Source organism: Streptomyces sp. NPDC048254 (assembly GCF_043201895.1).
Lineage (GTDB): Bacteria > Actinomycetota > Actinomycetes > Streptomycetales > Streptomycetaceae > Streptomyces.
Genome location: NZ_JBICZJ010000015.1, coordinates 164,347 through 177,532, shown reverse-complemented (window position 1 = coordinate 177,532; position 13,186 = coordinate 164,347). Strand labels below are relative to the sequence as shown.

The following is a 13,186-nucleotide window of genomic DNA, read 5'->3' as shown; positions in this document are numbered from 1 at the left end:
GGCTGCCGCATCCGGAGTGGGGGCAACCCCCGGCCGGAGCCTGCGGCGAACCCCCGGTCCTACCCGGACCGGCACTCCGTCAGCCGCTTCTCCAGGAACCGGCGTTCCGCGGCGTTCTCCACCAGCTCCAGAGCCCGCGCGTACGATTCGGCCGCCTCCCGGCTACGCCCCATCCGGCGCAGCAGGTCCGCACGGGTCGCCGGCAACAGGTGGTAACCGGTCAGGTCGTCCTCCGCCTCCAGCTCCGCCACCAGCGCCAGGCCTGCCTCCCCGCCCTCGGCCATGCCCACGGCGACCGCGCGGTTGAGGCGGACCACGGCCGAGGGGACGTACCGCTGGAGTTCGCCGTAGAGGCCGGCGATGTCCGCCCAGTCGGTGTCGGCGGCGGTCGCCGCGGTGGCGTGGCAGGCCGCGACCGCCGCCTGGATCTGGTACGGGCCGGGGCGGCCGCGGCGCAGCGCGCCCTCCAGGAGAGCGGCGCCCTCGTCGATCTCGGCGCGGTCCCAGGCCGTGCGGTCCTGGTCCTCCAGGGTCACCAGATCACCGGCCGCGTCCACCCGGGTGTCCCGGCGTGCGTCGTGCAGCAGGAGGAGCGCGAGCAGCCCGACGACCTCCGGCTCGTCGGGCATCAGCCGGGCCAGCAGCCGGGCCAGCCGGACGGCCTCGGCGCACAGGCCGGTCCGCATCAGGTCGGCGCCGGCCGTGGCCGCGTACCCCTCGTTGAAGAGCAGGTAGAGCACGCCGAGGACGCCCGTCGTGCGGTCCGGCAGCAGATGCGCGGGCGGCACCCGGTACGGGATGCCGGCATTGCGGATCTTCCGCTTGGCGCGCACCAGCCGCTGCGACATCGTCGCCTCGGGGACGAGGAACGCGCGGGCGATCTCCGGCGTGGTCAGCCCGGCGAGGGTGCGCAGGGTCAGGGCGACCCGCGCCTCGATCGGCAGGGCCGGATGACAGCAGGTGAAGATCAGCCGCAGCCGGTCGTCGGCCACACCGCTGTCGTCGCCGTCGTGATCCGGGTCGTACGGTCCCTCGTCCCGTGCCAGCACGGCCGCCTCCCGCAGCTTCGCCGCCCCCACCGCCTCCCGGCGCAGCACGTCCAGGGCGCGGTTGCGGGCGGTCGTGGTCAGCCAGGCGCCCGGGCGGCGCGGCACTCCGTCGCGCCGCCACCGCTCCAGCGCCTGGGCGAAGGCGTCCTGCGCGCACTCCTCGGCGAGGTCCCAGTCGCCGGTCACCCGGATCAGGGTGGCGACGATCTGGGACCACTCCTCGCGGAAGGCGGCGGCGACGGCCTTCTCGACGTCGTCCGTGACACTCACTCCCAGACCGGCCGCACCTCGACCGAGCCGCCGGCGAGCGCCGCGGGGTGCCGGGAGGCGAGCGCGATGGCCTCGTCGAGGTCGGCGACCTCGATGATGTCGAGGCCCGCGACGTACTCCTTGGTCTCGGCGAACGGCCCGTCGCTCAGCAGCACTTCGTCACCCTGGACGCGCACGGTGGTCGCGTCGGCGGCGGGCCGCAGCCGGGCGCCGCCCTTGACGAGGTCACGGCTGCGGACCTCGTGGATGTACGAGGTGAAGCGCGGGTCCTCGGCGATCTCGGCGGGGCTGAGCTCCTCGCCGCCGACGGGCGTGCAGATGAACAGGACGTACTTCATGACCGCTCCTTCCCGGCCGTCTCTTCCAGCGGCACCGACACGTGCTCGTGGGCGATCAGCCAGCTGAAACCGGTGTCCCGGTAGCCGGTGGTGACGCGCACCGTCCGGTCCAGGGGCTCTCCGGTCAGGCGGGTGCCGCGGATCCGGACGAGGGCGTGGCTGAAGGCGCTGCCCTCCCCGGGCCGTACCCGCAGGTCGAGCACCTCCCGGTGCACAGGCCCGTCGAGGGTCGCGAACCAGCCCTCGACAGCCTTGCGGAACGCGGCGATCCCCGACCGTGCCTCGACGCCGGAGGGCTGGAAGGTCTCCACGTCGGGCGCGTAGCAGGCCGTCAGCCGCTCGACGTCCCGGTCGCGGGCGGCCTCGGTGAGCTCGGCGTCGATATGACGGATCACCGTCTCGGCATCCTCGGCGAACCCCTCGTCCCAGAACGGCCGCACCTCCATGGCCCCGATGGTGGCCACCGGATGCCCGGCCGCGATCCGTACGGCCTCCTCCAGACTGTCGCAGTCGACGACGTCGAATCCGGCGACGTACTCCTTCGTCTCCGCGAACGGGCCGTCGGTCCGCAGCACCTCACCGTCGCGCACCCGCACGGTGACCGCCGTGTCGGGCAGCTGCAGCCGGTGGCCGTAGAGCCGGGCCCCGTGCCGGACGCCGTGCTCCTCCACCCAGGGTTCGACCGGCGCCATCCCAGAGGCGTCGGCGGTGTCGTCGCCGCAGACCAGCAGCATGTATTTCATCGTTCCTCCCGGTCCTCAAGTGCTTCCTACACCCCACCGACGAACGGCGCCCCGCGGAATCGACACCCCGGCGGACGGCAGTGCTCAGTACGCCATCCCGTGCCCCCTGCCCAGGATGCCGTGCGGGTCGTGGACGCCCTTGGCCCGAGCCAGGGTGTCCCACTGGTCGCCGTAGTGCTCCCGCCAGTCGGCCGGGGTCATCGGCAGCGCGTTGACCGGATAGGCGACGGCGCCGTTCGCCCGCGCGTACTCGTACGCCGTGCGGTTGGCGGCCACCATCGGGTCGGCCGCGCCCGGGGCGGCCGTGCGCAACAGGGCGAGCAGGAAGACGACCTGGCCGCGCGGGCGGCGGAACAACGGCGCCCGCAGGGCGCGGGTGAGCAGGGGATAGAGCAGGACCACACCGTTCTCGCGCAGATCCCGGAAGCCGGGATCGGCGAGGATGCCGGACACGACGGACGCGGCGGTGTCCTCGGGCAGCAACAGGTTCAGCCAGGGGTGCGGATGCAGCCACTCGCCGGTCGCGCGCAGGAGCTCCTCGTCGGCCGCGACCCGGTGCGCGAACTCGGCGTGTCCGAGGTCCGTGATCTCGGCCGAGTCGAAGGCGAGGTCCGCGAGGAGGCCTTGGTCGTCGGGCGGGGTCGGGCCCTGGTGGGCGGCGACGGCCTCGACCATGTAGTTCCAGCCGCCGGCGGTGTCCTCGGCCGGGCGGGCCTGGCCTTCCAGGTAGTCGAAGCGCCGGTCGGTCGCGAGCAGGTGCTGGTCGGCCAGGTAGGCGTCGAGACCGCGGTAGTACAGGCAGTAGCGGCGCACCAGGGTGGGCGCGGGGGACAGCCGGAGCGTGGCCCGGATGATCACGGCCACCTGCCCCAGGCCGGCGAGGACGGCGTGGAAGAGGGCGCCATGCCGGTCAGGCGAGCAGACCAGGTGCTCACCGGCCCCGGTCACCACCTCCAGTTCCAGCACCGAGTCCGCGACCAGACCGTGCCGGTGACTGGCGCCGCCCAGCCCGCCCGCGCTCAGCACACCGCCGACACCGGCACCGAGGTAGTCGGTGAGGACCGGAGGCGTGAGTCCGTACGGCAGGGTGGCCGCCAGCACGTCACGCCACAGCGCCCCGGCCCGCACCGCCACCCGGTCGCCGGCCACCGGCCCGACCGCGCTCAGCCCGGACAGGTCGAGGACGATCCCGTCCGGCGCCTGCCCCTGGCCGTGGAGAGAGTGACCGCCGGCCCGCGCGGCCACCGGGATCCCGCGCGGCGCCGCGTACACCAGCGCGTCCCTGACCTCGGCCGCGGAGCGGGGCCGCAGCACGCCCAGGGGCTGTCGGCGCACCAGGTGACCGAAGTCGTCGGCCGCTTCCCGAAGGGCTTCCGGGCGGGTGTCCAGCAGTTCCCCGACGGGCGCGGAGACTCGGTCCGAGGACGTCACGCGGCACGCTCCCAAGAGGCTTCGGTCGACACGGGCGGAACCATCTTCGTGCCGGCGCACGGCGGCCGGACGCCGTTTCCCGTATCGACGCCGGAGCATCACGGCGGGTTTACCCCGCCGGAATCCGGAGAGCAGCGTCTCCGGAGTACCGCCCGTGTACCGCCGTCGTGCACCGGCCCCGTGCCGGGCCTCGTGTGCGCCCCCCCGTCGCTCCCCGGAGCGCATGTCGTGTGAGAGGTGTTCTGGTCTGTCCGGCTCCCGCGAGACAGCAACCACAGTCGACCCGTCACCCGCCCCCCGGGTGACGGACGCGGACCGGGCCCCGGTCCCGCCGCCCCGCCCGGGCCCGGCCACCCGGAAGGGCCCGGCCACCGGCCGGCGGGACGCCTACTTCGACAACGCGAAGTACCTGGCGATCGTGCTCGTGGCCGTGGGGCACGCCTGGGAGCCGCTGCGCTCGGACAGCCGGACCGTCACCGCGCTCTACACGTTCGTCTACGCCTTCCACATGCCGGCGTTCATCATCATCTCCGGCTACTTCTCCCGCGGCTTCGACGCCAGTCCCGCCCGCGTCAAACGGCTGGTCACCGGGGTCGCCGTGCCCTACGTGGTGTTCGAGGTCGCCTACACCCTCTTCACCCGGTGGAGCGACCACGCCCCCGACCGCGAGATCAGCCTGCTGGACCCGCTGTATCTGACCTGGTTCCTGGCGGCCCTGTTCATCTGGCGGCTGACGACGCCGATCTGGCGGCTCCTGCGGTGGCCGCTGCCCCTCGCGCTCGCCGTCGCCGTGCTGGCGAGCCTCACACCGTCGATCGGCAGCGACCTCGATCTGCAGCGGGCCCTGCAGTTCCTGCCGTACTTCGTGCTGGGCCTGTGCCTGCGGCCGGAGCACTTCAGCGTGCTGCGCCGGTGGAGTGTGCGGCTGTGGGCCGTTCCGGTCGCCCTGTGCGCCCTCGCCGTGGCGTACTGGTCGGTGCCGCACCTGGGCTACCGCTGGTTCTTCCACCGGGACAGCGCCGAGCAGCTCGGCGTGCCCGCCTGGTACGGGCCCGTCATGACCCTCGCCACCTTCGGCTGCTCCCTGGTGCTGGTCGCCTGCTTCCTCGCCTGGGTGCCGGGCCGCCGCACCTGGTTCACCGCCCTCGGCGCCGGCACGCTCTACGGCTACCTGCTGCACGGCTTCGTCGCGCAGAGCGCCAAGCCCGCCCACTGGTACGACCCGGCCTGGATGCACGGCCCGCTGGGCGCGGTGACGGCCACCCTCGTCGCCGCCGTGACGGTGACCCTGCTGTGCACACCGCCGGTGCGCCGGGTCTTCCGGTTCGTCATGGAGCCCCACATGGAGTGGGCGTTCCGGGCACGGGAGGGCCAAGCGGTCCAGGACGGCCGACGAAACGCCGCCGAGGTGCTTTCCGGAAACCGCTGAAGCGGCAAATATGCCGCACCATGGACATTCTGCTCGTCGCCAGCGCGTTCAACAGCCTGTCCCAACGGGTGTACGCCGAACTGTCCGACCTGGGCCACCGGCTGGACGTCGTCCTCGCCGGCCACGGCCCCGACGCCGTCCGGTCAGCGGTGCGGCACCGGCGCCCGGAGCTGATCATCGCGCCGATGCTGAAGACCGCGCTCCCCGAGGACATCTGCCGGGACCACACCTGCCTGATCGTGCACCCGGGCCCGCCCGGCGACCGCGGCCCCTCCTCGCTCGACTGGGCCATCGCCGGGCAGGCACCCCGCTGGGGAGTGACCGTGCTCCAGGCCGAGGCGGCCGTGGACGCGGGCGCCGTCTGGGCGAGCGAGCCCTTCCCGGTGGAGCCGGTCGGCAAGAGCGACCTCTACCGCAACGAGGCCGCCGACGCCGCCCTCACCGCCGTCCACGAGGCCGTACGACGCTATGCGGAGGGCTCGTACAAACCGGTGCCGCAGAGCGATCCCGCGATCCACGGCCGGATCGTCTGGCGGGACGTCTTCCGCCAGACGCGGCGGCGGATCGACTGGGCGGCCGACGACACCGAGACGGTGCTGCGCAAACTGCGCGGCGCCGACTCGCAGCCCGGCGTGCTCGACGAACTCCTCGGCCGGGAGCTGTTCCTGCACGGCGGCCACCCCGAGGACCGACTGCACGGCCGTCCCGGTGAGGTGCTCGCGACCCGCGCGGGTGCGGTCTGCCGGGCCACCCGGGACGGCGCCGTGTGGATCCCCGAGCTGCGCTCCCCCAAGAACTCCGGCGACCCCGCCCCCTTCCGCCGCCCCGCGGCCGACGTCCTCACCATCCCCGGCCTCCCCGACAGCCCCGCCCCGCTCGAACTGCCCCCGGACCGCCGCACCTGGACCGACATCCGCTACCGGCAGCACGGCGACGTCGGCTTCGTCACCTTCTCCTTCCCCGGCGGCGCGATGAGCACCGGCCACTGCCGGCGCCTGCTCGCCGCCTACGAGTACGCGCTCGCCCGGCCGACCCGGGTTCTGGTGCTCGGCGGCCGCCGGGACTTCTTCTCCAACGGCATCCATCTGAACGTCATCGAGGCCGCCCCGGACCCCGCCGAGGAGTCCTGGGCCAACCTCAACGCGATGGACGACCTGGTGGAGGCCGTGCTGCGGACCACCGACCGGCTGGTCGTGGCGGCGCTCGGCGGGAACGCGGCGGCCGGCGGCGCCATGCTCGCCCTCGCCGCCGACGAGGTCTGGTGCCGTACCGGGGCCGTCCTCAACCCGCACTACCGGCGGATGGGCCTGTACGGCTCGGAGTTCTGGACGTACTCGCTGCCCCGCCGGGCCGGAGCGGAGACCGCCCGGCGGCTGACCGAGGAGGCACAGCCGGTGAGCGCCGCGACCGCCGCCCGGACCGGTCTCGTCGACCGGCTGCTGCCGGTCCCCGCGCAGCGCTTCGCCACCGAGGTCGAGGAGCTGGCGACCGCGCTCGCCGGCACCCCGGATCTCGGCCGGCGTATCGCCGCCAAGGCCGCGGCACGCCGGGCCGACGAGGCGCGACGGCCGCTCGCCGAGTACCGGAAGGACGAACTCGACCGGATGCACGCCCTGTTCTTCGACCCGGCCGCCGACTACCACTCGCTGCGCTCGGACTTCGTCCGCAAGGTCCCGGGCGGTGCCCGGTGACGCGGCTGCTGGTGGCGGGCGTCGGCAACATCTTCCTCGGCGACGACTCCTTCGGCCCCGAGGTGATCCGCGCCCTGGCCCGGCGCCCGCTGCCCCCCGAGGTACGGGTCCGGGACTACGGCATCCGGGGGATGGACCTCGCCTACGAGCTGCTCGACGGCTGGACGGTCGCCGTGCTGGTGGACGCCGCCGCCCGCGGCCGGCGCCCCGGCACCCTCTCCCTGATCGAGCCCGAACTCCCCGACGGCGCCCCGGCGGCCCCGCCCGAGGCACACGGCATGGACCCGGCGAAGGTGCTCGCCCTCGCCGCCCACCTCGGCGACGAACCCCTGCCGCGGGTCCTCGTGCTCGCCTGCGAGCCCGGGGAGCTGCCGCGCGGCGACGAGGACATCGCCCCCGGCCTGAGCGAACCCGTCCGGGACGCGGTCGAACAGGCCGTCGAAGCCCTGCACGCCCTGGTCCCCGCGCTGCTCGCCGATCCCCAGGTCACGCCCTCGTTGGACCGCCCGGAGGAATCCAGGGGCCCCGTAGCGGCCGGGCTCCCGCACCCGGCCGCCACCGGCGCGGAGGATCGCTAGCGGACCAGGACGGGACCCGCCCGATCCGACGGTTCTTCCGGAACTCAACGATCGAGGAGCACCCATGTGTCAGTCCGAGGAGGTCACCCGGGCCGTCCTGGCCAGGAACGACGGCTTGGCCGCGAGCCTGCGGGACGACCTGGCCGCCCGCGGGGTGAGCGTGGTGAACCTGCTCTCCAGCCCCGGCAGCGGCAAGACCGAACTGCTCGGCCGGGTGCTGACCAGGGCGCTGGAGCGGGACGTGCCCGTCGCCGCCTTCACCGCCGACCTCGCCACCGAGAACGACGCCAGGCGTCTCGCCCGTTCGGGAGCGCCGGTGAAACAGCTGCTGACCGACGGGCTGTGCCATCTGGAGGCCCGGCAGGTACGCGGCCACCTGGAGGGCTGGCTGCCGCCGGACACCGCGCTGCTGTTCGTGGAGAACGTCGGCAATCTCGTCTGCCCGGCCTCCTACGACCTCGGCGAGCAGCTGCGGATCGTGCTGATGGCGGTGACCGAGGGCGAGGACAAGCCCGCGAAGTACCCCACCGCCTTCGGCTCCGCACACCTGGTCGTGCTCACCAAGACCGACCTCGCCGGGCCGGCCGGCTTCGACGAGACCGCCTTCGCCGACCAGGTACGGCGGGTCAACCCCGGGGTGGAGATCGTCCGCTCCTGCGCCCGCACCGGCGAGGGAGTCGACACGGTCCTGGACCGGGTGCTCGCCGTACGGGACGGTGCTCCCGCGCACCAGCCGCCTCTCGCCCCGCATCCGCACGGTCACGTCCACGCGCCCAGCGCCTCGTGACGGCCCCGACCAGGGCGACGGCCGTCCGCCGGCGCATCACCGTGCGGGGAACCGTGCAGGGCGTCGGCTTCCGCCCGCACGTCCACCGCCTCGCCGCCGGTCTCGCACTCACCGGGTTCGTCAGCAACACGCCGAACGGCGTGCTCATCGAGGTCGAGGGAACGGCGGTCCGGGTCGAGCGGTTCCGCGAGCTGCTCGCCACCGAGCCGCCGCCGCTGGCCACCGTGACCGCCGTCGGCGTCGAAGAGGTACCCGTCACCGGGGCGGACCCCGGCTTCACCATCCGCGCCACCGATCCGTCGTCCCAGGGCCGCACCCAGCTCCCGCCCGACACCGCGACCTGCGCCGACTGCCTGCGGGAGCTGGCCGATCCGGCCGACCGCAGACATGGACACCCCTTCATCACCTGCACCCACTGCGGCCCCCGCTTCACCATCGCCACCGGCATGCCGTACGACCGTGCGGTCACCACCATGTCCGGCTTCCCCATGTGTGCCGGCTGCGCCCGGGAGTACGAGGCCCCGGCCGACCGCCGCTTCCACGCCCAGCCCGTGGCCTGCCCGGACTGCGGGCCCCGGCTGCGGCTGGTGCCCGCCGCGGACAGCGGAGTGAGGGCTGCTCGCGATGGTGATGCCCTCTCACGGGCGCGAGAGCTGCTCGCGGCCGGGCGGATCGTCGCCGTGAAGGGCATCGGCGGCTACCACCTGGCCTGCGACGCCACCAACGCCCGGGCCGTCGACGCCCTGCGCACCCGCAAGGCGCGCGGGGACAAGCCGTTCGCCGTGATGTGCGCGGACCTGGACGAGGCGGAGCGGATCGCCGTGGCCGGGTCCGCCGAACGGGCCGCGCTCACCGGCCCCCGCCGCCCCATCGTCCTGCTCCGCCCCCGCGACGGCGTACGGCTGGCATCCGGGGTCTGCCCCGGCAGCCCCCACCTCGGTGTGATGCTGCCCTACACCCCCGTCCACACCCTCCTGTTCGGCCTCCCCGGTGATCCGCCCGGCCCCCGCGTCCTGGTGATGACCAGCGGCAACCGCTCGGGCGAGCCGATCGTCACGGACGACGACGAGGCGCTGACCCGGCTGTTCGGACTGGCCGACGCCTGGCTCGCCCATGACCGGCGCATCGCCTCGCCCTGCGACGACTCCCTGCTGCGGGTGCGCGCCGACGGCACCGAACAGGTCCTGCGCCGCTCCCGCGGATATGTGCCCCGCCCGCTGCGCCTGCCCGTCCCGGTGCGGCCCGCGCTCGCGGTGGGCGGCGACCTCAAGAACGCGCTGTGCGTCGGCGAGGGCGAACTGGCCTGGTTCGGGCCGCACATCGGCGACATGGGCGACCTGGCCACGCTGGAGGCGGCCGTCCGCGCGGAACGGCATCTGCGCCGGCTGACCGGAGTCCGCCCCGAGCTGGTCGCCGCCGACCGTCACCCCGGCTATCACGCGTCCGCCTGGGCCCGCCGCCGCGCCGCTCGACTCCCCGTGAACAGACCGGTGTTCGTGCAGCACCACCACGCCCATGTCGCCGCCGCGATGGCGGAGGCCGGCCTCGACGGCAGCACACCGGTCATCGGCGTCGCCTTCGACGGCACCGGTTACGGCGACGACGGCACCGTCTGGGGTGGCGAGGTGCTCGTCGCCGACTACTCCGGCTACCGGCGCCTCGCCCACCTCGCTCCGGCCCCGCTCCCCGGCGGTGACGCGGGAGTCGCCAACCCGTGCCGGATGGCGCTGGCCCGGCTGTGGGCGGCCGGCCTGCCCTGGGACGCGGACCTGCCCTGCGTCATCGCCAGCTCCCGCGAGGAACTCAGAGTGCTGGCACGGCAGTTGCCGAGCCAGGTCGGCTGTGTGGCCACCTCCAGCATGGGCCGGCTCTTCGACGCGGTGTCGTCCCTCGCGGGCGTGTGCCACCGCGCCGGGTACGAGGCCCAGGCCGCCCTGGAACTGGAGGCACAGGCCTGCCTGGCCTGGGACGAGGAGACGGCCGCGTACCCGTTCGGCGACCGCTTCGACCCGGCCCCGGCACTGCGCGCGATCGTCACCGACCTGCGGCGCGGCGCCCCCGTGCCGTTGATCGCGGCCCGCTTCCACCGCGGTGTCGCCCGGGCGGTCCTGGACCTGTGCCGCGGCGCGCGCCGGGCCACCGGCCTGACCACGGTGGCCCTGACCGGAGGAGTCTTCGCCAACGCCCTTCTGGAGCAGGCCGGTTCCGACCTGCTGCACGGCTCCGGGTTCACCGTCGTCCGGCACCGCGAAGTCCCGCCGAACGACGGCGGGCTGGCGCTCGGGCAACTGGTGGTCGCGGCCCACGGACAACGCCCCCACGACGACCGACGTACGGCAGTCAGCGACGAGACGGAGTGACCCATGTGTTTGGCAGTGCCCGGCAGAGTGGTGAGCATCGACGACACGGCCGATCCGCTCACCGGCCTGATCGACTTCGGCGGTGTGCAGAAGCAGGCGTGTCTGGAGTACGTGTCCGACGTCCGCGTCGGTGAGTACGTCATCGTCCATGTGGGCTTCGCCCTCCAGCGGCTCGACGAGGAGTCGGCCCTGGCCTCCCTCCAGCTCTTCGAGGAACTGGGGCTGCTGGACGAGGAGTTCGGCGACGCCTGGCAGCAGGCGGCGCGGCAGGCCGAGGGGAACGAGGCACGGTGAAGTATCTCGACGAGTTCAACGACCCCCAGCTGGCCCGCCGGCTGCTGGACGGGATCCGGTCGGTCGTCACCCGGCCCTGGGCCCTGATGGAGGTGTGCGGCGGCCAGACCCACTCGATCATCCGGCACGGCATCGACCAACTCCTGCCCGAGGAAGTGGAGTTGATCCACGGTCCGGGGTGCCCGGTCTGCGTGACCCCGCTGGAGTGCATCGACAAGGCGCTGGAGATCGCCGCCCGCCCCGGGGTGATCTTCTGCTCGTTCGGCGACATGCTGCGGGTGCCCGGCACCGACCGGGACCTGTTCCGGGTCAAGGGCGAGGGCGGTGACGTGCGTGTGGTGTACTCGCCGCTCGACGCGCTGAAGCTCGCCCAGCGACACCCGGACCGCCAGGTGGTGTTCTTCGCCATCGGCTTCGAGACCACCGCCCCCGCCAACGCCATGGCCGTCCACCAGGCCAAACGCCTCGGGCTGACCAACTTCAGCCTGCTGGTCTCCCATGTCCGGGTCCCCCCGGCCATCGAGGCGATCATGACCGCACCCAGCTGCCGGGTGCAGGGCTTCCTGGCCGCCGGGCACGTGTGCAGCGTGATGGGCATGGCCGAGTACCCGGAACTGGCCGCACGCCACCGGGTCCCCGTCGTCGTCACCGGCTTCGAACCGCTCGACATCCTGGAGGGCATCCGCCGCACGGTCCTTCAACTGGAGCGCGGCGAGCACCGGGTGGAGAACGCCTACGCCCGTGCCGTGCGCGAGGACGGCAACCCGGCGGCCGTCCGCATGATCGAGGAGGTCTTCGAGGTCACCGACCGCTCCTGGCGGGGCATCGGCCCCATCCCGGCCAGCGGCTGGCGGCTCAGCGAGGCCTACCGGGCGTACGATGCCGAGCTCCGCTTCGACGTCACCGGCCTACGCACCGAGGAACCGGCCGAGTGCCGGGCCGGCGAGGTCCTGCAAGGGCTCATCAAGCCCACCGAGTGCGCGGCCTTCGGCACCAGCTGCACCCCGCGCACCCCGCTCGGCGCCACCATGGTCTCCAGCGAGGGCGCCTGCGCCGCCTACTACCTCTACCGCCGGATGTCCGAACCGGCGCTCCCGCGCGAGGAGATGAACCCCGTTGGCTGAGCAGACCGTCGCCGACCCGGCGAACTGGAGCTGTCCGGCGCCGATCCGCGACCAGCCGGTCGTGGTGATGGGCCACGGCGGCGGCGGCGCCCTCTCCGCCGAACTGATCGAGCAGGTCTTCGTCCCCGCCTACGGCAACGCCCTGCTAGCCGGGATGACCGACTCGGCCGTCCTCCAGCTCGGCGGCGCCCGGCTGGCCTTCTCCACCGACTCCTACGTGGTACGGCCGCTGTTCTTCCCCGGCGGCTGTCTCGGTGACCTGGCCGTCAACGGCACGGTCAACGACCTGGCGATGAGCGGCGCCCGGCCCGCCTACCTCTCCGCCGCGTTCGTCCTGGAGGAGGGCGTGGAGCTGGCCGTCGTCGAGCGCGTCGCGCGGGCCATGGGCGCGGCGGCCGAGACGGCCGCAGTCACCATCGCCACCGGTGACACCAAGGTGGTCGAGGCCGGGCACGGGGACGGCGTGTACGTCACCACGGCCGGGGTCGGCCTGGTGCCCGAGCGGGTGGACATCCGGCCGCAGCGGGCCCGGCCCGGTGACGCGGTCATCGTCAGCGGGCCGATCGGACTGCACGGGGTCGCCGTCCTGAGCGTGCGCGAGGGACTGGAGTTCGGCGTCGAGATCGCCAGCGACACCGCGCCGCTGGCCGACCTGGTCGCCACCATGCTGGACGTCACCCCGGACATCCACGTGCTGCGCGACCCGACCCGCGGCGGTCTGGCCGCCTCGCTGAACGAGATCGCCCGCGCCTCGGGCACGGGGGTGCGGCTGACCGAGCGGGCCGTGCCGGTACCGGACGCGGTCGCCAACGCCTGCGGATTCCTCGGGCTCGACCCGCTCTACGTCGCCAACGAGGGCCGGCTCGTCGCCTTCGTCCCGCCGACGGAGGCCGAGGCCGTCCTCGCGGCGGTGCGCGCCCATCCGCAGGGGGCGGGCGCGACCCGGATCGGCGAGTGCGTGGCCGAGCACCCGGGGATGGTCGTGGTGGCGACCGGACTGGGCGGCACCCGGGTCGTGGACCTGCCGCTGGGGGAGCAGCTCCCGCGGATCTGCTGATCAGGGCGAGACCCCGCCGGTGCCCGGGGCCGTCC

At 73.8% G+C, this 13,186-nt stretch carries 12 protein-coding genes; 8 read left to right on the top strand and 4 right to left on the bottom strand.

The features are described 5' to 3' along the window. Positions 1-59 precede the first annotated feature (59 nt). The 4 genes from ACGFZQ_RS35345 to ACGFZQ_RS35330 form a co-directional block, all read right to left on the bottom strand. Positions 60-1,319 carry an RNA polymerase sigma factor gene (locus ACGFZQ_RS35345; RefSeq protein ID WP_393843778.1) on the bottom strand — a complete coding sequence of 420 codons (1,260 nt, stop codon included), beginning with the start codon at positions 1,317-1,319 and terminating at the stop codon, positions 60-62. Further along, complete coding sequence (locus ACGFZQ_RS35340) at positions 1,316-1,657, bottom strand: YciI family protein (protein WP_351734416.1); 342 nt, start codon at positions 1,655-1,657, stop codon at positions 1,316-1,318. Before ACGFZQ_RS35340 ends, ACGFZQ_RS35345 begins: the two co-directional genes overlap by 4 nt. Then, a complete protein-coding gene (locus tag ACGFZQ_RS35335) occupies positions 1,654-2,400 on the bottom strand; it encodes a nuclear transport factor 2 family protein (RefSeq protein ID WP_393843777.1) in 747 nt (248 codons plus the stop codon). Before ACGFZQ_RS35335 ends, ACGFZQ_RS35340 begins: the two co-directional genes overlap by 4 nt. Positions 2,401-2,484: 84 nt before the next feature. After that, complete coding sequence (locus ACGFZQ_RS35330) at positions 2,485-3,831, bottom strand: FAD-binding protein (protein WP_393843776.1); 1,347 nt, start codon at positions 3,829-3,831, stop codon at positions 2,485-2,487. A gap of 223 nt (positions 3,832-4,054) precedes the next feature. On the opposite strand from ACGFZQ_RS35330, the gene ACGFZQ_RS35325 reads away from it, so the two are divergent. The 8 genes from ACGFZQ_RS35325 (at position 4,055) to hypE (ending at position 13,151) form a co-directional block, all read left to right on the top strand. Then, the gene (locus ACGFZQ_RS35325) at positions 4,055-5,260 is read left to right on the top strand and encodes an acyltransferase family protein (RefSeq protein ID WP_393843775.1); all 1,206 of its coding nucleotides are present in this window, start codon (positions 4,055-4,057) and stop codon (positions 5,258-5,260) included. A gap of 20 nt (positions 5,261-5,280) precedes the next feature. Beyond that, the gene (locus ACGFZQ_RS35320; protein ID WP_393843774.1) at positions 5,281-6,951 is read left to right on the top strand and encodes a hydrogenase maturation protein; all 1,671 of its coding nucleotides are present in this window, start codon (positions 5,281-5,283) and stop codon (positions 6,949-6,951) included. Next, complete coding sequence (locus tag ACGFZQ_RS35315) at positions 6,948-7,529, top strand: hydrogenase maturation protease (RefSeq protein ID WP_393843773.1); 582 nt, start codon at positions 6,948-6,950, stop codon at positions 7,527-7,529. The genes ACGFZQ_RS35320 and ACGFZQ_RS35315 overlap by 4 nt, the downstream gene beginning before the upstream one ends. Positions 7,530-7,593: 64 nt before the next feature. Continuing rightward, positions 7,594-8,316, top strand: a complete 723-nt coding sequence (hypB, locus tag ACGFZQ_RS35310; protein WP_382544431.1) for a hydrogenase nickel incorporation protein HypB — start codon at positions 7,594-7,596, stop codon at positions 8,314-8,316. Further along, entirely contained in the window at positions 8,313-10,676 is a 2,364-nt protein-coding gene (gene hypF, locus ACGFZQ_RS35305; RefSeq protein WP_393843772.1) for a carbamoyltransferase HypF, read from the top strand. The genes hypB and hypF overlap by 4 nt, the downstream gene beginning before the upstream one ends. A gap of 3 nt (positions 10,677-10,679) precedes the next feature. Further along, entirely contained in the window at positions 10,680-10,970 is a 291-nt protein-coding gene (locus ACGFZQ_RS35300; RefSeq protein ID WP_351734432.1) for a HypC/HybG/HupF family hydrogenase formation chaperone, read from the top strand. Continuing rightward, the gene (gene hypD, locus ACGFZQ_RS35295) at positions 10,967-12,094 is read left to right on the top strand and encodes a hydrogenase formation protein HypD (protein ID WP_393843771.1); all 1,128 of its coding nucleotides are present in this window, start codon (positions 10,967-10,969) and stop codon (positions 12,092-12,094) included. Before ACGFZQ_RS35300 ends, hypD begins: the two co-directional genes overlap by 4 nt. Before the next feature lie 67 nt (positions 12,095-12,161). Further along, positions 12,162-13,151: a hydrogenase expression/formation protein HypE gene (hypE, locus tag ACGFZQ_RS35290; protein WP_393843858.1), complete on the top strand. Its 990-nt coding sequence runs from the start codon at positions 12,162-12,164 to the stop codon at positions 13,149-13,151. Positions 13,152-13,186 lie beyond the last annotated feature (35 nt).

Excerpts from the sequence above, each read along its gene's own strand:
- ACGFZQ_RS35340 (WP_351734416.1), bottom strand. The coding sequence starts at position 1,657 with ATGAAGTACGTCCTGTTCATCTGCACGCCCGTCGGCGGCGAGGAGCTC.
- ACGFZQ_RS35335 (WP_393843777.1), bottom strand. The coding sequence starts at position 2,400 with ATGAAATACATGCTGCTGGTCTGCGGCGACGACACCGCCGACGCCTCT.
- ACGFZQ_RS35325 (WP_393843775.1), top strand. The coding sequence starts at position 4,055 with ATGTCGTGTGAGAGGTGTTCTGGTCTGTCCGGCTCCCGCGAGACAGCA.
- ACGFZQ_RS35320 (WP_393843774.1), top strand. The coding sequence starts at position 5,281 with ATGGACATTCTGCTCGTCGCCAGCGCGTTCAACAGCCTGTCCCAACGG.
- hypB (WP_382544431.1), top strand. The coding sequence starts at position 7,594 with ATGTGTCAGTCCGAGGAGGTCACCCGGGCCGTCCTGGCCAGGAACGAC.
- ACGFZQ_RS35300 (WP_351734432.1), top strand. The coding sequence starts at position 10,680 with ATGTGTTTGGCAGTGCCCGGCAGAGTGGTGAGCATCGACGACACGGCC.
- hypE (WP_393843858.1), top strand. The coding sequence starts at position 12,162 with ATGGGCCACGGCGGCGGCGGCGCCCTCTCCGCCGAACTGATCGAGCAG.